Source organism: Candidatus Acididesulfobacter guangdongensis (assembly GCA_004195045.1).
Taxonomy (GTDB): domain Bacteria; phylum SZUA-79; class SZUA-79; order Acidulodesulfobacterales; family Acidulodesulfobacteraceae; genus Acididesulfobacter; species Acididesulfobacter guangdongensis.
Genome location: SGBC01000004.1, coordinates 173,083 through 194,370, shown reverse-complemented (window position 1 = coordinate 194,370; position 21,288 = coordinate 173,083). Strand labels below are relative to the sequence as shown.

19 protein-coding genes, 1 tRNA gene and 1 pseudogene are annotated in these 21,288 nt (G+C 32.7%); 4 read left to right on the top strand and 17 right to left on the bottom strand.

The genetic code is table 11. The annotated features are described in order from the left end of the window. Window positions 1-27: 27 nt before the first annotated feature. The 13 genes from EVJ46_09475 to EVJ46_09415 all read right to left on the bottom strand — a co-directional run bounded on the left by EVJ46_09475 (window position 28) and on the right by EVJ46_09415 (window position 15,057). Window positions 28-837 carry a 4Fe-4S dicluster domain-containing protein gene (locus EVJ46_09475; protein RZD15826.1) on the bottom strand — a complete coding sequence of 270 codons (810 nt, stop codon included), beginning with the start codon at window positions 835-837 and terminating at the stop codon, window positions 28-30. A 505-nt stretch (window positions 838-1,342) separates the two neighbouring features. After that, window positions 1,343-1,705, bottom strand: coding sequence for a cytochrome c (locus tag EVJ46_09470; GenBank protein RZD15739.1), 363 nt, complete (start codon window positions 1,703-1,705; stop codon window positions 1,343-1,345). A 99-nt stretch (window positions 1,706-1,804) separates the two neighbouring features. Then, complete coding sequence (locus tag EVJ46_09465; GenBank protein ID RZD15738.1) at window positions 1,805-2,212, bottom strand: c-type cytochrome; 408 nt, start codon at window positions 2,210-2,212, stop codon at window positions 1,805-1,807. A 323-nt stretch (window positions 2,213-2,535) separates the two neighbouring features. Further along, window positions 2,536-3,204: a response regulator transcription factor gene (locus EVJ46_09460; GenBank protein ID RZD15737.1), complete on the bottom strand. Its 669-nt coding sequence runs from the start codon at window positions 3,202-3,204 to the stop codon at window positions 2,536-2,538. 27 nt (window positions 3,205-3,231) lie between these two features. After that, window positions 3,232-4,653, bottom strand: a complete 1,422-nt coding sequence (locus EVJ46_09455; protein RZD15736.1) for a HAMP domain-containing protein — start codon at window positions 4,651-4,653, stop codon at window positions 3,232-3,234. A gap of 606 nt (window positions 4,654-5,259) precedes the next feature. Beyond that, the gene (locus tag EVJ46_09450; protein ID RZD15735.1) at window positions 5,260-5,937 is read right to left on the bottom strand and encodes a cytochrome c; all 678 of its coding nucleotides are present in this window, start codon (window positions 5,935-5,937) and stop codon (window positions 5,260-5,262) included. 134 nt (window positions 5,938-6,071) lie between these two features. Beyond that, window positions 6,072-6,437: a cytochrome c gene (locus tag EVJ46_09445; GenBank protein ID RZD15734.1), complete on the bottom strand. Its 366-nt coding sequence runs from the start codon at window positions 6,435-6,437 to the stop codon at window positions 6,072-6,074. A 399-nt stretch (window positions 6,438-6,836) separates the two neighbouring features. After that, window positions 6,837-8,432: a hypothetical protein gene (locus EVJ46_09440; GenBank protein RZD15733.1), complete on the bottom strand. Its 1,596-nt coding sequence runs from the start codon at window positions 8,430-8,432 to the stop codon at window positions 6,837-6,839. 1,231 nt (window positions 8,433-9,663) lie between these two features. Further along, window positions 9,664-10,356, bottom strand: a complete 693-nt coding sequence (locus EVJ46_09435; GenBank protein ID RZD15732.1) for a ubiquinone/menaquinone biosynthesis methyltransferase — start codon at window positions 10,354-10,356, stop codon at window positions 9,664-9,666. 191 nt (window positions 10,357-10,547) lie between these two features. Next, window positions 10,548-10,994 carry a dUTP diphosphatase gene (locus EVJ46_09430; GenBank protein ID RZD15731.1) on the bottom strand — a complete coding sequence of 149 codons (447 nt, stop codon included), beginning with the start codon at window positions 10,992-10,994 and terminating at the stop codon, window positions 10,548-10,550. Window positions 10,995-11,181: 187 nt separating this feature from the next. After that, window positions 11,182-11,856, bottom strand: a complete 675-nt coding sequence (locus EVJ46_09425) for a 3'-5' exonuclease (GenBank protein ID RZD15730.1) — start codon at window positions 11,854-11,856, stop codon at window positions 11,182-11,184. 144 nt (window positions 11,857-12,000) lie between these two features. After that, window positions 12,001-12,729 (bottom strand): hypothetical protein, encoded by a 729-nt coding sequence (locus EVJ46_09420; protein ID RZD15729.1) that lies wholly within the window; start codon window positions 12,727-12,729, stop codon window positions 12,001-12,003. Window positions 12,730-13,029: 300 nt separating this feature from the next. Then, complete coding sequence (locus EVJ46_09415) at window positions 13,030-15,057, bottom strand: type IA DNA topoisomerase (protein RZD15728.1); 2,028 nt, start codon at window positions 15,055-15,057, stop codon at window positions 13,030-13,032. A 345-nt stretch (window positions 15,058-15,402) separates the two neighbouring features. Here EVJ46_09415 and EVJ46_09410 point away from each other — a divergent pair, with 345 nt between their 5' ends. After that, on the top strand, window positions 15,403-15,735 hold the full coding sequence (locus tag EVJ46_09410; GenBank protein RZD15825.1) for a carboxymuconolactone decarboxylase family protein: 333 nt from the start codon (window positions 15,403-15,405) through the stop codon (window positions 15,733-15,735). Between the two features lie 94 nt (window positions 15,736-15,829). Here the strand turns inward: EVJ46_09410 and EVJ46_09405 are convergent, their stop codons facing one another. Next, on the bottom strand, window positions 15,830-16,081 hold the full coding sequence (locus EVJ46_09405; protein ID RZD15727.1) for a hypothetical protein: 252 nt from the start codon (window positions 16,079-16,081) through the stop codon (window positions 15,830-15,832). A 160-nt stretch (window positions 16,082-16,241) separates the two neighbouring features. Further along, complete coding sequence (locus EVJ46_09400; protein ID RZD15726.1) at window positions 16,242-17,642, bottom strand: replication-associated recombination protein A; 1,401 nt, start codon at window positions 17,640-17,642, stop codon at window positions 16,242-16,244. A 327-nt stretch (window positions 17,643-17,969) separates the two neighbouring features. Here EVJ46_09400 and EVJ46_09395 point away from each other — a divergent pair, with 327 nt between their 5' ends. From EVJ46_09395 to EVJ46_09385, 3 genes and pseudogenes are all read left to right on the top strand, one after another. Continuing rightward, window positions 17,970-18,656 (top strand): hypothetical protein, encoded by a 687-nt coding sequence (locus tag EVJ46_09395; protein ID RZD15725.1) that lies wholly within the window; start codon window positions 17,970-17,972, stop codon window positions 18,654-18,656. A gap of 609 nt (window positions 18,657-19,265) precedes the next feature. Beyond that, complete coding sequence (locus EVJ46_09390) at window positions 19,266-19,511, top strand: hypothetical protein (protein ID RZD15724.1); 246 nt, start codon at window positions 19,266-19,268, stop codon at window positions 19,509-19,511. A gap of 266 nt (window positions 19,512-19,777) precedes the next feature. Further along, window positions 19,778-20,027 (top strand): annotated as a pseudogene (locus tag EVJ46_09385) (XRE family transcriptional regulator). 136 nt (window positions 20,028-20,163) lie between these two features. On the opposite strand, the gene EVJ46_09380 reads toward EVJ46_09385, so the two are convergent. Both EVJ46_09380 and rpe read right to left on the bottom strand, forming a co-directional pair. Next, window positions 20,164-20,240: transfer RNA gene (locus EVJ46_09380), tRNA-Pro, on the bottom strand. Between the two features lie 250 nt (window positions 20,241-20,490). Continuing rightward, window positions 20,491-21,141 carry a ribulose-phosphate 3-epimerase gene (gene rpe, locus EVJ46_09375; protein RZD15723.1) on the bottom strand — a complete coding sequence of 217 codons (651 nt, stop codon included), beginning with the start codon at window positions 21,139-21,141 and terminating at the stop codon, window positions 20,491-20,493. Between the last annotated feature and the right edge of the window lie 147 nt (window positions 21,142-21,288).

The following is a 21,288-nucleotide window of genomic DNA, read 5'->3' as shown; positions in this document are numbered from 1 at the left end:
TAATTAATTTAATGATTTTGTAAATTATCACAGTCTGTGTTCAAACGGTTTATCTGTTTCTTCAACATACGGCATATCAACCTTGCCGCCTAGTTTTTCATAAGCCGTTCCCTGAAAATCCATTGAATATGTGTAAGCCATATTAACTTTTTTAGGGTTCGTCGCTTCCGTGAGATTGCCGTCAAGATCTATATAAAAGACCTGCGGATGGGTTCCCATAGAGAGCAATAGCCTTGAAGTAGAAAAATTTGCTAAAAGTCTTGAAACCTCGCTTTTTGGATCGAGTCTATCACCAAACACCCTTGCTCTTCCGACGCATGACATGACGCATGCAGGTTCAAGACCTTGGTCTAGCCTGTCAACACACATAGTACATTTATCAGCCGTATGCATAACAGGATTAAAAAACCTCATATTGTAAGGACAAGCCTGAATACAGGTTCCGCATCCTATACATTCACAAAAATTAATCAATACAAGGCCGTCTTGCCTCTTGAATGTTGCTTTTACAGGGCAAACCTCTACACATGGCGGATGGTCGCAGTGATTACACATCCTCGGCAGCATAACTTTTTTAACGTTAGGTGAAAAATTACCTTCATCCGTAATTACTATCCCATTCGGATTTTTCTCCATATGACCTGTATCCATAACATCTACTACTGTTCTAAATACTCCAACGGGAACGTTGTTTTCGCTTTTGCATGCAACGACACAGGATTGACATCCGACGCATTTGCGCAAATCCATAACCATAACCCAATGGTGTCTGGGATTACTTTTTTTAATTTCGTAAAACCGCTCATGCCATATCGGTAATTTCAGATAAGGCTCCATCACATACCATCTTACCCATCCATCCTTAAACCATGTCGTAGGATTCAGCCATGACATCCATCTGTGATTTTTTAGAGGACCGGTAACTTTCCCAGTATTTGGATTAGGAAGATTTTGACCATAATCGGATGGCGTTTCGCCTGAAACTTTCATGAGCTTTCTTTTAGTTTCTATTTTTTTCACGGATGCCGTTTTTTCAGCATAAACCTTTTTAGATAATATGGCAGAACCAAAAATAATTGCGACTCCGCCCCCAATTATTTTGCCTAAAAAATTCCTTCTAGCCTTCTTCTTTTGTTTTATCTGTTTATTTTCAGTTCCTGCATTATTCTCCATATCTACCTCCATAAAGCATAAAAATAATTTTTACAGTTAAATAAAAGTTATAAAAAACAAAATACATGAAATATGATGGTTAAAAACATACAAAATATAATTGCCGACAAATATATTCATTGAAAGAAAACATATAAATAAATAGAAATACAAAAATTTAAATATCAAATCATTTTAGACTTTCCAGATAATTTACCAGTATTTTAATCTTTGCCGGCGACATACTTTTAAAAGAAGGCATAATATTGTTTCTAAAATGTGCTGCGGGGTCTGTCAACTGTTTTTTCATCCAATGGTAGCTTAAATTATTAGAACCTATATGAGACAGATTAGGTCCTACTTTTCCTCCCTTTCCGTTAATAGTATGGCATGCTATGCATCCTTTAGATTTAAATAAAGCTGCGCCGCTTATAGAAGAATTTGCATCAGCCTTTGTAGAATATGCAGCAAGAATAATAAAAATAGAAACTAAAAAAAATAAACCGACAGATATTTTTATTATTGAATCTAAAAATCTAGTTTTCTTATTCATAATAGCTGTTCTCCTGAAAATATTAATTAACGTTAATAAATACCGCTTAGATTATAATTTACAACTAAAAATAATTATCTTAAATTTTATTATTTACTGCTACTTTAACGATTCTAAATATCCGGACAGCTTATCTAATTTTTGTGCGGACATTGTCCTATAAGACGGCATTGTGTTGTCTGTAAAATGAGCCTCAGGGTCGATTATTTGTTCTTTTAGCCATGCAAGATTCCATTGCTGCCCGATGTAAGTGAGGTTAGGTCCGAGCGAACCACCCTGCTGACTAACGGTATGCATCTGCGAAATATAAGTAAGATTAAAATTCATATGTCCGTTATTAATTGTATGACACGTAATGCACGCTTCGGTCACAAATAAGTGTTTTCCCGAATAAGGCTGATAATAAGGTAATTTAGGATGAACGGAACCAAAAAGAACAACAAATATTCCAAGCAGCACTATTCCTGCAGCTACAACTACCCCCACAACTTTTGTTTTTTTCTTCATTGTACCTACTCCCCTTCATAAAAATTAATTAACTTAATGCAACTTTAAGTATTTAATAAAAATTATCTTAATTTTTACATTTAATTTTGCTTATCTTGTATCCCAAACAATTACTGTTTATAATAAATAAAATTTAATGTAAGTATAATCAATATGACTAAACGATATACTTATAAGGTTATTATAAATAAAGCTCAGTAAAAAGAGGCGAAACATATACATTTTGTAATGAAAGAATATTTATTTTGTAAGATAAAAACTTAATTGTAGGGGAATGTATTACAGATTATAAAATAATACCTTAAAATTAAAATTTAAAAACACTATAACTTTTCATTAAAAAATAAATTTAATTTTAAAACCATATCCGTAAGTTCTGATTTAGTTTTGATGTATAACTTTTCCATGCCTCTGTATCTGTATGTAGCAACAGTTTTCTCACTTATAAAAATTTTTTTGGCTATTTCTTTATAAGAATATCCATGCGCTATACCGATTAGAACTTCTTGCTCTCTGGCACTTAAACTACTCCAGAGCAGTTCTTCGTTGCTGTCGTAATTAATCTTATTTTCATGCCTTTTAATAAATTTATTGAGCAAAGAAGGATGAATATAGTTCTCTCCTCTTGCAACAGTTTTTATCGCATATATAAGGTCCTCATCCACCGCTTTTTTAACTAAAAATCCGTTTGCTCCATTATCAAATCCAATCTGCAAAAAACATTGATTATCATGCATAGTAAGTATTAATATCTTTGAATCGGGAGAAACATTCTTTAATTTTGCAATTAAATCAAGTCCGCTAATATCTGGCAAAGAAATATCAAGCAATATAACATCCGGTTTCTTTTCTTGAACGATTTTGATTGCCGATGCTCCATTATTAGCTTCCCCTACAACATGCAAATCATTTTGAGTTTCAATAAGCAAATGCAAACCGGAAACTAAAATTTTATGGTCGTCTATAATCACTATGTTGTAATTATAATTCAAGATAGTCCCTCCCTCGTCTTTATTTAATTAATAATTAACATTGAACGTTATAGTCGTTCCATTTCCTTTCTCCGATTTAATATCAAGCCTGCCATTCAACAATTCTGCTCTTTCAATCATGCCGTAAAGACCTAAATTTTCAACATTGCCCTTTTTATAATTAAATCCGATACCATTGTCTTCTATAACGCCTCTGAATTCATTTTTATTACATTCAAGGATTATTCTGACAAAAGTTGCCTTGGAATGGCTAACTACATTCAGGAGCGCTTCCTGCACAATTCTATATATTGCAATTTCAATTTCAGGCTGAAGTCTGCAGCAGCTGCTTTGTCCTATAAAATCAGATTTGACTTTAATTCCTGAAATTTTGACAAAATCATCTATATAGTAATTAATTGCATTGAATAACCCTAATTCGTCAATTATTGCAGGTCTTAAATTTTTAGCCATGCTATGTACTAATTCAATATCATTCGATAGGTTATCTCTTAGTATTTTAATATCATTTTTAATTTTATTATTTATTCCGTCAGAATTTTCAAGAATTTTTAATCTAATTTTTATATTCGCTAAAATCTGCCCTATTTGATCATGCAATTGCCTTGATATTCTTTTTCTTTCTTCTTCATGAGCATCCATTATTTTTTTTGTAAATTCTTTCATTAATTTGCTTTTTTCCAGTTTTATTGTTTCGGCATCCCGCAATCGCTTAATCATTTTATTAAAAGCATGTATTGCTTCACTCAATTCATAATTATTCTTTACTTCTTCCAACTCCACCGTTAAATCGCCGCCTCCAACATTTTTTAATCCATTTGTAAGTTTAACAATAGGTTTAGTAATGAAAGTTATAAGAGTGCTAAAAATAATAATATTAATAAATATAATCAGAATAATTACAACTGCTAATGAACCAATAAATGAATTTGCAATTATCCTGGAATATTTCGTTAAGATACCGACCCTTACAACACCTAATTTACCTTTTAATATTGGATAGCTGGTGTCCCATACGCCACCGTACATATTTTTTAATTCAACTACCGAAATTTTTTTAAATCTATCATTATGAATTTTTAATAATTTTAGAGGAAATCCATTTTCAAACGTTGATGCAATAACTTTTCCTTTATTATTTTCTATAAAAATATAACGGATATCTTTATTGCGGTACCGCATATTTCTTATAACTTTCATTAAGTTAATTATATTATTTTTTTTTATGTAATGTACAGACTGGTAGGATAAATCTTCGGCTAAAGTTTTGCTTAAAACTTTTAATTGCAAATTACTTTCTTTATTAAAAACATAATATGTGTAAGTTACGGTAAATAAACCTATAAGCAAAGTTATAAGTATAATAAGACTTATTATTTTATTACGCAGGGAAACACTGTACAGTTTTTCAAAAATATTTTTAAATAATAAGATTAGTTTTGTAAACATACAAAGATTTCCGCAGCTGCTGTAGCAATGAAGTTAGAGTACTGACAGTTATGACATATTATATTGTTATAATTTTAATATAAAATATAAACTACAATCGATTATGTTAAATTGCAACTTATAGAATTTATCATACAAATTATGCATTGGTATAAAAATGTATAATAAATTATAGTTGTTAATTCAATTATTGCAATAAATAAAGCCAAAATAATATTTAATTTATTTATATCAAGTACTAATAAATTAATTATGATTTATATTGGAAAATTAAATTATTAACAATAACGCAGGTAATTAGTTCGCGCCGGTACCTAAATAAATAACTAAGTGCACGGGGGGAAAACAAGCACTTCGCCGTAAAAATCTCTAATGCTTTATTGATTGCTGCCATATGACGGCAGCATAGCATAGATATCCGGCACGTACTAATTAGAGGACTAAGAACATTCTTTATCTTATTAATTTGTTCTTAGTCAACACATATCCGCAGTTACTACATATTTCCATTCTCTATGTGTTTAAATCCTTATACTATCGATTATTCTTCTGCTATTTAATTGTATTCTTACAATAAACAAATTAACAAATATTTCTTGCTCAATTTTATTTTAATGATTCAAGATATTTAGCGATAGTGTCTAATTGTGACGATGAGATTTTATTTAATGTAGGCATTATCACAAGATAAGTATGACCGTTGATAGTCGTCGGAACTCCGTAAGTAAAATGAACCTTAGGATCTATTATCTGCGTTTCAATCCATGAAAGACTTTTCGTTTTTCCGATATGAGACAAATTTGGACCTATTTTTCCGCCTACACCGTTTATCGTATGGCATGCGACACAATTATCTTCTCTAAACAATTTCAATCCTTTAGGTATTTTATAACTAAAATTCTGTCTCCGTGATGGAAAAGTTTTAATATATTCCGCTAATTTATTTGCAACGGCAGGCGGTATAGTCTTAAAACCTGGCATCCTGACAAGATACATTTTTCCGTTAATTTTAGTTTTAGTACCTAAAAGAAAATGGCTGCCTGGATGAAATATCTGAGCTTTAATCCACGCAAGGCTTTTGGTTTTGCCGATTTTAGAAAGGTCAGGTCCGACCGTTCCTCCCTGATGACCCAGCGTATGGCAGTCAATACAGTAATACTCCTTGAAAAGCTTAGGTCCCGACGGCATTGAAAAAGCTAAACCGACACTAAAAAAACAAAGTATAAAAGATACTGCCGTAATAAAAATGAACTTTTTCGTCTTATTCATCTTATACCCCCTCATTTAAATTTAAAAATATTTTTAATTAAACTATTATTTTGTTTTAAATCATTAGTTTTAAATCATCAGCTTAATATGAAAACATATTACGCAATTATATTTTGCTATCAAAAAAACCTACCGTCATAAAAAGTAAATCATTTTAATGATTCTAAATATGTCGTTAGAACATCTAATTTAGCTTTAGATAAGGTTCTGCTAAAAGGAGGCATTATTACTGTGTAGGTTTTTCCGTTTAAACTAACTGAACTGCCGGGGGCAAAATACTTAGACGGATTATAAATAAAACTTCTTAACCATGCAATATTCCGTTTAGAGCCGATTTTACTCAAATTTGGTCCAATCTTGCCTCCTGCGCCGTTAATTGTATGGCAGCTTATACACCCTGCTGATTTAAATACCGCCTTGCCAGATAGCGCAAAAGCAGAACTGCCGGCAATGAAAAATAAATAAAAAACAGACAGAATAACACTGAGAATAATTCCATTTCTAATGTTCTTCATTTTAATTCCCCTTTTTAAATTTTTAAATTAACATCATAATAAATTTAGATTTAATATTTCCTTTTGTATTACATTTCCCCTTTAATTAAAGCTTATAATAGTTATTGTCATATAAAAAGAGGTAGAATATATACATTTTGTAGACAAATTAGATTTAATATGTAGGATATAAATATTAGTTTGTAAGTAATTAGCTTACATTTAGAAAAAGATAAAAAAATAACAAATATACGCTTCAATTAATCTTCACATTAACTGAAACGTATATTTGCGTTCCTTGCCGGAGATAAAGAAAAACCTCTGCCTATCTATAATTTATAATTTGTAATTTTTATTAATTCATTTGTAAAAGTTTTATTACCGCTATTATTATTTTTTATTAATATAAAGCCCTGATTTCTAAAACGCTATCCTCGCATTTAAGAATATTGCGTTAGTATCTCCCATCCACTGTCCATAGTTAATATACGCAGGCGATGTTTCAGGAGCGTTTCTATAGGCGCTGTCGTTTAAGAATCTGAAATTCTGGTCGTCTAATGCAAGCTGAATATTATTGTTTAGTTTATACCCGACGCCTATTACGAGTCTCTGAAAATTATAAGGACTTTCGTATAAATTACTTGTACCGCTGCTTGCAACGGGAGTTCCGGCATTAGGCTGCATAAACCAGTCCTGAATAAGTCCGAATACGCCTATTTTATTTGTTATATTATAATATCCGAAAGCGTCTACTCCGTGCTCGCTATTATTTGAAATCGCGCCTGTCACGCTTGACGGCAAACCGACATTGAACGGCAAAGAGCCGTTAGGATTACAAGTTGTATTTGGTTCTGAAGTGGAATATTCGCCTATGGGAGAGCATGCGCTTCCGGCATCTTCGCTGTTTCCGAAACTGGTGGGTCCTCCGCCTAACGGATATGTTAAATTTCTTGCATAATCATATTGAAGAACAATATTGTATCTGTCCGTTTTATAATTAAGAATCAAAGACGACCTTGTAACCGGAAGATTTGAAGAACTTGCATCAGACACGGACGGCTCAAAACTGCTGTCGTTCATTCCCCATGAATAGTACCCGCTTACGCCTAAACCGTTTAAATTTGAAGATGCGCCGAACGGGTAGTAGCTTAACCTTACCTGAGGACTCTTCTGGTCTGCTTCTTCGGAATTATGAAAAGCCGCATTGTTAAAAATACCGGCGTTATACGCCAAATATATCTTACCGTCATTTCTGAATTTGCCGGATACGCCTAAACCTGCCTGAGTAGATGTTACACCTAAAAATCCCCATGGGGTTCTTTCAACAAAGTGGTATCCTAAAAGTCCGTCTTCCCATGCTACCATAGGAGTCGGAAACTGACCTACTTTTATATTTGTCGTAAGCCCGTTTGCATTATAAACATGGTTGAACTGAACAAATGCATATTTAAGACGGTAAAACTCGCTTCCTCCCGTTATTCCGGAATTTGACGTTTTAACTATATTAGGCGTAATCTTTAAAAACCAGTTTTTATTCGGCTGGTAAATAAATATTAAATATCCCCTGTTGACGTTAAAAGCGTTATATCCGTTATTACCGGTTGCAGGCGGTTCTTCTTCAAGCTGCATCTGACCGCTGAAGCCCGTATTGGTAAAATACCCGTATCCCATATAGATAAGGGCGTGAAGCTGAATATTTTTCAGCCATGACGGCATGGACGGTATGTCTGAAGACTCGGCGCTTTTCGTTTTAAAGAGTTTATCCGTCATTTTTTTTCCTATCTTTACTCTTCCCGCGCCCGATTTTAAAAATACTTCGCCGGTTGCCGGGTTTTCGTAAAGATTAACGTTTCCTCCCGTTAATACGGATTGTCCCGACGCATAAGACGTTTTTATCTGCAATACCGCAAAACTTAAAACTGCAATAAATCCAAAAACCAAAATAAAAAATACGTATTTTTGGTTCAAGCTCGGCTGATTCAACCTTCGCTTTTCTGTCCTGTTAAATGTGTTCATACCCTCTCTCCTCTTTGCTGTTTTTTTCCAAATTAAATTAATGAATAGTGAATTAAGTTAGTGTGGTTAAGCTATAATATAAAAAACAATCCATGCAGCAAATGTATGTATATTATCTCTATATGCAATATATTTTTTAATATTTATTGTAATATTTTAACCCGTATATTTTATGAATTATTAATATTAAAAGTTTTAAATTATAGAATAAAGGTTAATATTGCTAAAAAAATATTAAACCAATATTTTTTTATATTTTATGACCATTCTATAATAATTAGAGCTTACTCTATAAATATTGTTATGAAAAGAAGTGGAATATATACATTTTGTAAACAAATAATATTTAATATGTAAAATATAACTACGTATATGTAAGCTTTAAACTATAAGTTTGCGAATTATTATCTTACATTTCAGGAAAGAACGACGGGGAGAAATCGCTTAAATCTATTTTTAAAATAAATTAATAACTTGAATAAGTTCCATTTGCAATAAAAAAGCGGTGAAGTGTCGGGTTGAAAATAAAAAAGAAGGATGAAATTTTAGTATATAAACTTTCTTAATCCACAGTTACGGAGTGATTGACATACTCCCCATGTCTAAAAACTAGGGATTCTAGACAAAAACGAGCATAGTCTATAAGGCTTTATGCGATGCAAAAATACGGTATACATAAAGTAAACGGATAATAGAACAATAAATAAATTTGCAAATTAAATAAAACCGGTCTTTAAAATCAGTTTATTGTGTTAAATTAAAATTAATTTATTTATAAAGAAACATAAAATTATTTTATGGTTCCTTATTATTTCAACAGACAAACATCATTTTTAAGAACGGTTTATATTACCTTTTCCTCAAATTAATTAATTATTGTTATTATTAACTTTACTTAGTATAAACGTTTAATCCGATTTTTACTTCCTCCTTGCCCGGCACTGATACATTGCCTTCCGTAGAAGCGATAATAGTTGATTTGCCGCTGCTGGACTTGCCGAATGTCTTGGAAAGATCAACCTTAATTGTTAAAACATCGCCGGCAACGTTCATTTCAATATTTTTCATACAATAGTCTCCTGTTTATTTATTTAGTTAGTTAGTTTGTTTGTTTATTTATTTATATTTATTGAAGTTATATTTATTTGTTTAGTTTATTAAAAATGTTGATTTAAAAATTATATATTATTTTTTCATTCGTTCAAATTTTTCCTTTCTTTCTTCAAAACACTCATTTATCTTTTTCAGCCGTCAATAAAAAAGTTACATACGGACAAAGTTTGGCAACCTTTATATTCTTAAAACCTTTGTTTTTCATAATATTTATTAATCTTTGCTCATCAAATGAACGTATGCTGTTAATCAAAAATGAATAAGCATCTTTATCTACTAAAGAATCTTCTAAAATCATAATTTTTGCATATAGATTAAAAAACAGATTAGAAAATTTGCCTTTTGGATCAGACATATCCATAAGCACAATCTTCGCGTTTTTTTTTAATACTCTATTTGCCTCTTGAATGAATTTCTCTAAATCGTCAAAATCTCTTAATGCAAATGAGCTTGTAAGTAAATCAAAGTTGTCGGAAGGAAAATCAATTGCCAGGGCATCGCCGACTTTGAAATGTATGGGCAAATTCATCTTTTTTGCTTTATTAACGGCTACATTAAGCATATCGCTGTTTGAATCTATAGCATATATGTCTATATCTATATCTTCACCCTGCTTTTTTTTGACGGCAGCACGTTTTATTTCAATTGCAAGGTCTCCTGTTCCCGATGCGACATCAAGCAATTTATAGCTGTTATGACTTTTTAAACCTTTTAGGGTTTCGTTTACTGCTTTTTTTCTCCAGAAAATATCCACATTACAGCTTAAAATATGGTCCATAAAATCATATTTTTTATATATCCTAGAAAACATCTCATTTATCTTTTTGCTCACTATATTGCACCAATCTGTAAATATAATTTTTTATTAAATTGCTTCCGTCTTTATTATATATATCGTATTTTTGAAATTTTTACCAGTTATACTTTAAAAAAAATACGGACTAGTTTAGTTTCGTTATTTAATTTAATTCAATTTAATATGTTAAGCTTAATTTTATCTTTCTATTCCCCGGTCGAACCGAAGCCTTTATCTTTTCTTACGGTATTTTTATTTACTTTTCCTACCTGCAAGGGCTTACCTGTCCAGACCGGCATTATTAACATCTGAGCTATCTTATTTCCTGTTTCTAATATTATAGGCGCCATTGATTTATTTTTAGCTAACACGATCACTTCCCCCCTATACTCGTGGTCTATCACACCGGCTTTAATTTCAATGCCTTTTAAAGCCAATCCTGATTTTTCTTTTATAATAGCGGCGTAGCCTATGGGAAACTCTATTTTAATGCCTATATGCGCTTTAATTAAAACATTAGGTCTTAAGACGGTCTTTTCGCAAACGCATAAATCTAATCCGGCGTCTCCGTTAATACTGCGGACTGGCATAACGGCTTCGGGATGAAAAAGTTCAATGTTTAAATAAAAGTCTTCAAATAAGTCCATAATCATAATAATAATTATTTTGCAGCCGTTAAAATTTAGTTATTGCATTTAGTTTTATTTTAACTTTATTTTATTTGATTTTATTTAATTTAATTTTACTTAGTTTTATTTTGTTTTGTTTGATTTTACTTAATTTTATTTTATTTTATTTAGCTTTATTTAATTTTTATTTAATCATTTCATTTATTTATTTTTATTCAGCAGCATTTAGCGCCTTCAATAAATATTCGTCAATATTCGGCTGTTTTCTTAACCATATTTTATAATCATCAGGGAGAGCTTTTACGGCAATGCCTTTATGCTTTCCAAACGGCATTATCTTAGGTATTCTTGATTCTTCCGAAAAAGCATAAATATCAGACCATTTATGCAAATCCATTTTTTGCAAAATATTTCTCAAAACGCTTAAACATAATTTGGCATCTGTTAGAGCACTATGAGCGTTTTTTAATACTTCTCTTAACTGTTTTCTTTTATTTGCATCGCATAGAGCATAGCTCAAAGCTATAAGACCGTGAGAATCTAACTCAGGATAAACGGCTCTTGCCATAGCAAGCGTATCTATTCTCTTTACAGGCGGTTTGCCTATAACAGACCAGTCGAAATCTATATTGTGTCCTATTAAATACTTAACGTTAGCGTTTAATTTAAACTCGGAAGATTTAGGGCAGCCGACAAGCTCTTCATCTAATATATGATGCGTAGCCATAGCTCCAAAACTTATAGGCTTTTCAGGATTATATCTTTGAGTGAATACATTATGCTGTTTATCAAATGGACTGCCTTCTACGTAAATACCTGCGGCTTCTATCAGAACAGGTTCTGAAGCATCGGTAGTTTCCGTATCGAAAATAAGAATACCAGACATTTTTATTCTTTTTTGATTTATGTTAACTTAAAAAATTATATCAACAAACAAGTGTAGCGTATCAGCATCAGACTGCAGTTTTGCCATTTCTTTGCCGATACGCTGCCATAGTATAATTATATATATAATATATATAGTTTTTTTCTAATGTCTATGTCTATAAAATCTGCGCCTGTTATTTTGATTGCGTTTGTATGCTTTCATTCTTCTTCGGAAATATTTTTCTCTTTCTCTGCGTTTTATATTAAAGATTCTTCTCATCTTCCATCTGTTAAACGGATGGTTTGCATAAAACCTCGCTGCATGAGAACGCCACAAGTCATAATGTCTCAAATATGCGCGGTGTCTAACCCACCACCCCGGATGATATACTCTGTACCACGGTCCAATATTTCTTCTCCACCACATAAAATAAGGTCTATAAGTGACTATAGGCGGAGGCGGACCATAAAGCAGCGGAGGCGGCAAAACAGAGGTCGGGGGCAGTTGAAACCACGGACCCGAATAAGCGCTTGCATAAACCCAGCTATTATTAAACCATCTGTAATAGTACCCGTTATATCCGTAAATATAAGTTTGAAAAGGCGGATAATAATACGCATTAACCCCCTGTCCGAAAGAAAAAGCAAAACTTGGGGTTGATACGCTTATAAAACCGGCCGAATAGGCTGAAGGTGTCCGATATGTTGCACAGCCGCTAAGGTTAAACGCAAATAACATAAAAATGGTAAGAAAAATAATATGTTTTTTATATTTAAGCATATATACGCCCGAATTTAATGCCGGAGTTTTAACTAAAAACCTATAGAACAACCTATTAAAAGCTCTTGCAGCATTTTTTGCTGCAGAAACTGCTTTATTTAAAAGTTTCATGATTTTGGCTCCGATTTATTTTTTGTATTAATTAATATTAATATATTTATATTTATATTTACATTTATATTTATATTTATATTTACATTTACATTTTCAATATTATTTAATATTTAGTTTTATATAGTGAATTTTATATACGTTAGTTTTACTTTTATATTATAGCACAAAAAAAATTATTAATTATGAAGATTTGTATCTCCGGCATATTTTATCGCCTCTTGTTTATATTGGTCATTTGCTATTAATAAACAAATCCCACTCCTGCTTGGTCCGTAATCTCTAATAAGTTTACATTAGTCATTTGTTATTAACAAACGCTATTTTTTTTGCATCAAAATCGTAACGCAAAACGGCATCGTATTTTTTGCCCGCTTTTGACGTAAAACCTTTCAGCGAAACGGTTTTATTATTCAAAAGACTTACGGCGGTTCTAATTGATAATTTTTTTCCTGAAAATTCTTTCCATACAATAGCTCCGCACTTGACGCACTTATATCCTTTTGAAAATTCCGTTATATCTCCTCCGCACCCGCATTTGCCGATTACCTGCGCGTTCGGATTATTATACGGAACGCCTTTAATGGAAAAAGGCAAAGATTTAAGGCTTGCTGTTAGTTCATTAGTCGTTGCTATGCCTTTATTCAGTATTTCGTCTATTGTTTTTTCGCCTTTTTCTATTAATTTCAGCTCTTCTTCCATATCGGCGGTTAAATGAGCGGAAGTCAGCAGTTTAATATTTTCGCCGCCTTTTAAATCGCTTATCAGCTTTCTTCCCAAATCAACGGAAATAAGGTTTTTTTTCTGTCTTTCTATATATCCGCGCTTTATAAGAGTTTCTATTATATTGGCTCTCGTGGCGCTTGTTCCTATGCCTTTTATTTCTTTTAATATTTCTATGTCTTTGTCGTCTTCGGCGTATTTATGAATATTAGCCATTGCGGCTATTAAAGTTCCGTCCGTAAACCTCACAGGCGGAGTGGTCTGTTTGGATTCCATTCTCGAACCCGCCGTATTTAAAATATCGTTTATTTTTACGTTCGGCAAATCATCCTGCGATTTTTCGTCTGACCAGCCGGGATTGGTTATTATCTTTTTTTTAGCCGAAAATATATTGTTTTTAATATCCATTTCTATTAATTTAGTTATAAACTCCTGTTCCGGCATAAACAGATTAATAAATCTGTTTGCTATTAAATTATATAGGTTTTGTTCGTCTTCACTCAGTCCCGCCGCTTTTTTAACCGTCGGGATTATAGCGTGATGAGCGTCAACTTTTTTTGTGTTCCATGCCGGATGTTTCTTGGTAAAATCTATTATTTTGGGCAAATTAAAGTTCATCAGTATTTTTTTACTGCCGGCAAACTGTTCTTCAGGCAGATACTCGCTGTCAACTCTGGGGTACGTAGCAAAAGCCCTTTCGTATAAACTCTGGGCTAATTTCAGCGTTGTATCGGCGGAAAAGCCGAAATTAGCCGAAGCGTCCTTGGTTAGTTTTGCAAGATTATACGGATTAGGCGCTTTAGAAGTTCCTTTCTTGCTTTCAAAGTTGATAACCTTGCCTGCAGTGTTTTTTACGAGACCGGCTAATTTCTCGGCAGCCTGCTTATCCGTAATGCGGTTTTCTTCGTCCGTTTTAATATCGCCTTTAATCCATTTAACCGTAAAAGGCTTTGCATGTTCTATATCAACGAAGACTTCGTAAAAATCCTGCGGCTTAAAGTTTTCTATCTTTAAATCGCGTTCCACTATTAAAGACAGCGTGGGGGTCTGAACCCTTCCTATTGATAACAGCTGATTGGTTTTTTTGGTGGCAACGATAGAGGCGTTTAAACCGATTAGCCAGTCTAATCTCTGGCGGGCTAAAGCGCAGTTCTTAAAATTAATATATTTAGAATTGTCTTCAAGTTTTTTAAACGAATTAGCGACTGATTCATCGTCTAAGGCGTTCAGCCATAATCTTTTGACCGGTCCTTTATAACCGCAGTATTCGATAAGTTCGTCTACTAACAGCTGCCCTTCTCTGTCCGGGTCTCCCAAGTTTATTATTTCCGAAGCCTTTGCTATTAACGATTTAATAATTTTAAACTGAACGGAAGCGGACTCTTTTACTTTTAACCGCCATTTGTCGGGTATCAGCGGAGCGTCGTTTATATTGACGGGTCTGCCGAGATATTCTTTCGGACCAAGCTGCTCCAAAACATGACCGTAACAGAACGTTATAGTATAATCTTTAGTTTCGAAATATCCGTTTCCGCGGACGGAAGAGCCTAAAAAAGAAGCCACGGCTTTAGCTACGGACGGTTTTTCGGCGATGATTAGTTTCATGAATCCTCTGCTCTGTTTAGTTTATATTTATTTTTTGTCCATATGCCTAAAGGCAGAGAATGAGCTTCGCTGCACTTTGTTTCCGCTATCAACGGGTAAATATAAATAATATAGAATTATATTGATAATAATATTAAATAGAGATACATATTGATAATAAGGTTATAATATATATTATATATTTAGCTGCAAAAATTTATATCGGTTTAATTAATAAATAAAGTCGTCTGCATAATTATATATAATATATTTGTTATATATAGTATTATATACTATATATAATGTATTTAATATTAAAATAATACAGGGAGGTTAAAAATGGAACCGAAAGAAATGAAAATAGACATGAACATGGCATATGACAGATTTATTGATTTAATGAACGAACTTGGAAAAGATTATCCGGAATATACAAATTCTTTTATGGGATTTTTTAAACAAGCTGAAAAAAGCGGGGCATTAGACGCAAAAACTAAAGAATTAATATCTATTGCATTATCGGTTAAATCGCAATGCGAGTACTGTGTCGCTTTTCATGTAAAAAACGCTATTTCACATAAAGCGTCAAGACCGGAAATAATAGAGGCTGCATTTGTGGCGGCTCTCATGGGCGGAGGACCGAGTGTCGCATTTATAAGATACGTAATTGATGCGTGCGATCAATTTGGAGCGAAATAATAAAAATACATATCAATACTTTGGTTTCTTTGGTGATATATCTTGAAGAAGCAAGGATTGCGGCTATCTTAAAGTATTAATCGCAATTTTATTTTTATATTTTCTGCGTTATTTTCTGAATATCTTTTTTAAAATATCCTCTTATATCCAATATCAGCAATATCGCATTAAGAATTAACAAACTCCATACGTTATCGATATAAGCGATAGCTATCCAGAGAATGCAGCTTAATATGGATATTAGGAATCCTATTTTGTATTTATGCGACGAAAAGAACCAGACGGCTAATAGTGTAGCCAATAAGCCTGAATAGTTTAATATTTGAAATAATATTGTGTATAGCATTCTTCTATTTTCCGGTCGAACTTAAATAGTATCTTAATCTGTTTTTCTAGTACCTTTATAGTATCTTTATTTATTTTCATCTATTTTCCGTCTGCATTGAATTGCCTATTCAGACAGACCGACAAAACGGCACTTATTAACATTTGGGCTATAATCAATTTTATTCTCGGTAATTCTTGCTTTCTTCCCATAATGCTTTAAGACGTATTTTAATTTCTTTTTCCTTGCCGATATTTTCAGGTCGGTAGTATATTCTATCTGAAAGTTCTTCTGGAAGATATTTCTGTTTCGCAAAATGATTTTCATAATTGTGGTCGTATCTGTATCCTTCATGATAATTAAGCTCTTTCATAAGTTTTGTAGGCGCATTCCTCAAGTGAAGCGGAACTGTTATTCCGGGGAATTTTTTCACATCATTTAACGCCGATTCTATAGCAAGATAGCTTGCGTTTGATTTAGGACAGCTTGCAAGGTATGTTGCCGCCTGCGACAAAAGAATTCTCGCCTCCGGCATGCCTATTACATTTACAGCGTTAAAGCAGCTAACCGCCAAATTTAATGCATCAGGTTCTGCGTTGCCGACATCTTCAGATGCCAAAACAACCATTCTTCTTGCAATAAATTTAGCATCTTCTCCTGAATCAAGCATTTTAGCAAGCCAGAAAACAGCTCCGTCCGGATCGCTGCCTCTTAAACTTTTTATAAAAGCGGAGATAGTATTATAATGCTCTTCACCTGTTTTATCATATTTTGATGTTCTTAAATAAGCCTCTTCTATTTTCGTTGCGTCAAGTATGATAGTGTCGTCATTGACGTTATCAGTATATGGTTTAGCAGTATTTATGGCTGTTTCAGAAGTATTTACGGCCGTTTCAAGAGCGTTCAGCATTATTCTTGCATCGCTGCCGGAATATCTTATGAGAGCTTCCCTGCCGTCTTCTTTTAAGTTAATTTTCTTTTTTTTAACAGTTTCATCGGAGGCAAGCGCTCTGTCTATAATCAGGTTTAAATCTTCTTTAAATAGGGGATGTAAAGTAAATACGGTTACTCTTGATAAAATAGGCGAATTTATTTCGAATGAAGGGTTTTCTGTAGTAGCTCCGATTAAGATAAGACTTCCTTCTTCAATTGAATGAAGCAGTATGTCTTGCTGTGATTTATTGAATCGATGAATTTCATCAATAAAGATAAGTATAGGCTTGCCGTAGTATTTAAAATTAGTATTTGCCTTGTCGATAATTTCTCTTAATTCTTTTACGCCGCTTGAGACTGCAGAAATTTTATAAAACTCATAACCGGATATACCGGCAATTATGGTGGCAAGCGTGGTCTTTCCGCTTCCCGGAGGACCCCAGAATATCATAGAACGTATAAATCCCGCATCAAGCATATTTTTTAAAGGTTTGCCTTCGCCAAGAATATGATTTTGCCCAAAGAACTCATATAACGATTTAGGCCGCAGCCTTTCTGCAAGGGGTTGGAGAATGTTATTTTTAAATTTATTTGCAGCGACATTGTTATCGCTTCCGTCATTATTGCCGCTATTGTCAAACAGATTCATAAAGATTTAAAATTATCAGTAAAAAAACAGTTATATTATTTCCGTTATGATATGAATTTTCGTCCTATCTCTATCTCGTTTCCAATCCGTCGAAATTAAGGATATCCATATAGTCCCATTCACGGTAAGCCATGGCGTATATGTTATGTTCGTGTTCTTTTTTCGTGTTCGTGTTTTTCGTTCATGAAAATTTATAGTATAACTTATGCTATTTCGTAAATAGGTAGATTTTCATCAGAACGCAAACTTTTAATTACGGCATCTATTTTTTGATAGCCCAGTTCGTTTTTTAAATCAACCATAAAATTTATTTTTAAATCAAAAATTATGGCAACTATATACAAAAGAGGCAATATTTATTGGCATCAAGTGCGATTAGAAGGCAGGCAATATCAAGGTACGACAAAAACCCATGATAAAAAACTCGCCCAGCAAATCGCAAATACCATTGAAACTGATTTAATTAGAAAAAAATTTAGCATGCCAATTAATTCTAATTATACATTTTTATCCGCATGGGAGCAATATATTAAATCTCAAGCAGTTAGTCAAAAAACAATTGAAGTTAGAATTACTTCGTCAAAACATTTCTTGCCTATTTTTAAAACTAAGAATATTCAAGCTATTACCCAATCCAATATTAAAGATTATCAATTAAAAAGAAAATTAGAAATATTATCAATGCCGAAAAATATCGGCGAAAGGGAATCTGAAATATCGTTTATGACCGCAAATATTGAAACATCTACATTATACAATTTTTTTTATTTTTGTATTGAAAAAGGTTTAATAGAAAAGAACCCCGCTTTTAAAATTAAGAAACTCAACGAATTGTACAGGTTAGTAACTATATCCGATGAAGATATAGATAAGCTTATTGCCGAAGCTACTAATAAGCTTACTAAAGATTTAATAACTATCAAATTAATTGAGAAAAGGGTGTCCGGTAATTTCCGTAATGGGTGTCTAATTAAAAACGTAAACCGTGTTCAGTTGGATGCAAAATATACATGATATTAAGATTTCAGGTATAATGAGCCTATCTCGCCGCATTAATTTTACGGATTGGTAACATACACATACCCTTCCTTCCTCAGTTCGTAAACCTTTAAAAGTCCCATGAGAACGGGGGTCACGCCTTTTATAATAGTCTTTCTCACGAGGTTGTTAGAATCATCGCGTTGTAGCAGACGTAGAACTTTACGCCCTCTTTAGGTGTATTTTGCAATCAAAAAATCCCCAATTTTGCAAAATAAATTTCCCCAATATATGTGGGGATTTTTTATTGGCAATTTACCAACCGGTAAAAAGGAATAATAAATCCGTCCCTATAATTTTGTTCCCATAATTTTATTAGTATTAAATATTAACTATTGTAAATTATATCCCTCCCCCAGAGAAAATCAAGAAAAATTCAATAAAAAAAGTAATAAAAATAAAAAGTTAGATTTATTTATCCTTATTTATCCATTAATTATTTATTAGCGTTTATTTTTTCAAAATAAACAAATAAAAATGCGCAGAGATTTTATTTGAATAATCAGAAATGAAGAAAAAATCCTTTATTATTTTAAAGAACGGCGGTATAATTTAATAAAGAATTAATTTAATTTAGGGGGTATTATGATAGGTTATATAAATTTAGGCATACTTTTAATTACGCTTGGATTTGTCATCGGGGTTTATGTCCATACGGACAGAAAGATTAGTTTAAATAAAAATCTTTCCGATAAAATTACAGAAGTGGATAATAAATTATCCGCCAGAATAGACAGACTGTCCGATAGAATGGACAGACTATACGATATACTCGTTCATATGGGATTCAGAGAAGAAAGAATATATAGAGATAAAGCAGCAAACGAATAAGTCCGGATTTAAACCTTTTGTCTCAAAATTGTCATATAGCATTTTTAACAATGATAATAATTTAACAATATCAATAAGTCGTAATCCGCAATAACAGGTTTTCTAAACCTTTGGCCATCGGTTAGTTCCGGTCGGGGCACCAGTTAAAGACGCAGTACATAAGCTGTTTTAGACCTTGACAATAAATCATAAATAATATATATTTTGTATAAAATTTATTGAATTTTTGTTACAAAATCGTCGCAAAAAAAAATGTTATGGTAAAAATGAGTGATTTGAAAAAATACACAGAAAATATGAAAAAAAACGGACATATCTTTCCGCGAAGGATTTGATGGAGGCTACGAACAGTTTAAAATCGGAGCTATGATTCGCCAGATGAGGGAGTCTGCCGGTTTAACTCAGGAAGAACTTGCCGCTAAGCTTAAAACCAAAAAAACCGCTATTTCAAGAATAGAAAACCATGCCGAAGATATTAAGATTTCCATGCTGGAACGGGTAGCATCCGCATATTAAAGCTGTAACCGGAAAAATAGGCAAGGTAAGCGATTTGGCTAAATTTACGGCGGTAGTTGTTTTTCCTACTCCGACAATTAAGGGCACAATCAATTTTAAACCGTTTTTTAAAACTACCGCAAAGCACTTATTTTACTGGTCGGGACGGCGGGATTTGAACCCACGACCCCCTGCTCCCGAAGCAGGTACGCTACCGGACTGCGCCACGTCCCGAAATATGGTAAGAGAACGACTTAAACAAATTAATATAATCAATCTAATAAATAAAATTGATTCACAGGATAGATAAAACTTTTAATACTAACATTAATGTTAGTATTTATGATAATGTAAATGTCGGTAAAAGATTAAATAATTTAAAATATAATTGGAGCAACAAATTTTTTAAAGGTTAATTGTTTATTATATATTATATCTTGAAAAATAAAAATACGTGAACAACTGTAATTTAATCTGATATGCGTCACACTCTTCTTTTCATTTCATTTATTGTTTCAGAATAATTTTCTGTACCAAATATACCAGACCCGCTCACAAATATATCACATCCAGAATTGGAAGCTTCTGCAATATTAGAAACTTTAATTCCTCCGTCTATCTCGATAATGGTTTCAAGTTCAATTTCATTTATCATTCTGAATAATTTTTCAGCTTTAAATAAAGACGCATAAATAAATTCCTGTCCGCTAAAACCCGGATTAACAGACATTATTAAAACCATGTCTACATAATCAAGAATATTTTCTAATACTGCAACAGGAGTAGAAGGATTAATTGCAACACCCGGACTTGCCTCTAATTCTCTTATCCGTTCAACTGTTCTGTTTAAGTGTATGCAAGCCTCCTGGTGAATCGTAAGTATATCCGCTCCTGCTTTAATAAAATCCTCGATATACCTTTCAGGCCTGTCAACCATTAGATGAACGTCCAAAGGCAGAGCAGTTTTTTCATTTATAGCTTCAACAAAATTCCACCCTGCAGTAATGTTAGGCACAAAAATACCATCCATTATATCTATATGGATTAAATCAGCCCCTGCTTCTTCTATTAATTCTATTTCTCTTGATAAATTCAGTAAATTACCCGAAAGAATAGACGGCGCAATCTGTTTCAAAATAACCTCTTTTAGTTAATAGCGACAAAAATAACTAACAAACAAACCAATCAATCTGTCTAAATAATTTTTGCCAATGTAAAATATAATAACATATTATTAATAATAATCAAGCAATAAGATAAGTCATTTTTCTGAAAATTTTTT

Bases quoted from the DNA above. Each gene is read 5' to 3' on its own strand.
- EVJ46_09475 (RZD15826.1), bottom strand. From the start codon at position 837: ATGGAGCCTTATCTGAAATTACCGATATGGCATGAGCGGTTTTACGAA.
- EVJ46_09470 (RZD15739.1), bottom strand. From the start codon at position 1,705: ATGAATAAGAAAACTAGATTTTTAGATTCAATAATAAAAATATCTGTC.
- EVJ46_09465 (RZD15738.1), bottom strand. From the start codon at position 2,212: ATGAAGAAAAAAACAAAAGTTGTGGGGGTAGTTGTAGCTGCAGGAATA.
- EVJ46_09455 (RZD15736.1), bottom strand. From the start codon at position 4,653: ATGTTTACAAAACTAATCTTATTATTTAAAAATATTTTTGAAAAACTG.
- EVJ46_09450 (RZD15735.1), bottom strand. From the start codon at position 5,937: ATGAGGGGGTATAAGATGAATAAGACGAAAAAGTTCATTTTTATTACG.
- EVJ46_09445 (RZD15734.1), bottom strand. From the start codon at position 6,437: ATGAAGAACATTAGAAATGGAATTATTCTCAGTGTTATTCTGTCTGTT.
- EVJ46_09440 (RZD15733.1), bottom strand. From the start codon at position 8,432: ATGAACACATTTAACAGGACAGAAAAGCGAAGGTTGAATCAGCCGAGC.
- EVJ46_09435 (RZD15732.1), bottom strand. From the start codon at position 10,356: ATGTTTTCTAGGATATATAAAAAATATGATTTTATGGACCATATTTTA.
- EVJ46_09430 (RZD15731.1), bottom strand. From the start codon at position 10,994: ATGATTATGGACTTATTTGAAGACTTTTATTTAAACATTGAACTTTTT.
- EVJ46_09425 (RZD15730.1), bottom strand. From the start codon at position 11,856: ATGTCTGGTATTCTTATTTTCGATACGGAAACTACCGATGCTTCAGAA.
- EVJ46_09420 (RZD15729.1), bottom strand. From the start codon at position 12,729: ATGAAACTTTTAAATAAAGCAGTTTCTGCAGCAAAAAATGCTGCAAGA.
- EVJ46_09415 (RZD15728.1), bottom strand. From the start codon at position 15,057: ATGAAACTAATCATCGCCGAAAAACCGTCCGTAGCTAAAGCCGTGGCT.
- EVJ46_09410 (RZD15825.1), top strand. From the start codon at position 15,403: ATGAACATGGCATATGACAGATTTATTGATTTAATGAACGAACTTGGA.
- EVJ46_09405 (RZD15727.1), bottom strand. From the start codon at position 16,081: ATGCTATACACAATATTATTTCAAATATTAAACTATTCAGGCTTATTG.
- EVJ46_09400 (RZD15726.1), bottom strand. From the start codon at position 17,642: ATGAATCTGTTTGACAATAGCGGCAATAATGACGGAAGCGATAACAAT.
- EVJ46_09395 (RZD15725.1), top strand. From the start codon at position 17,970: ATGGCAACTATATACAAAAGAGGCAATATTTATTGGCATCAAGTGCGA.
- EVJ46_09390 (RZD15724.1), top strand. From the start codon at position 19,266: ATGATAGGTTATATAAATTTAGGCATACTTTTAATTACGCTTGGATTT.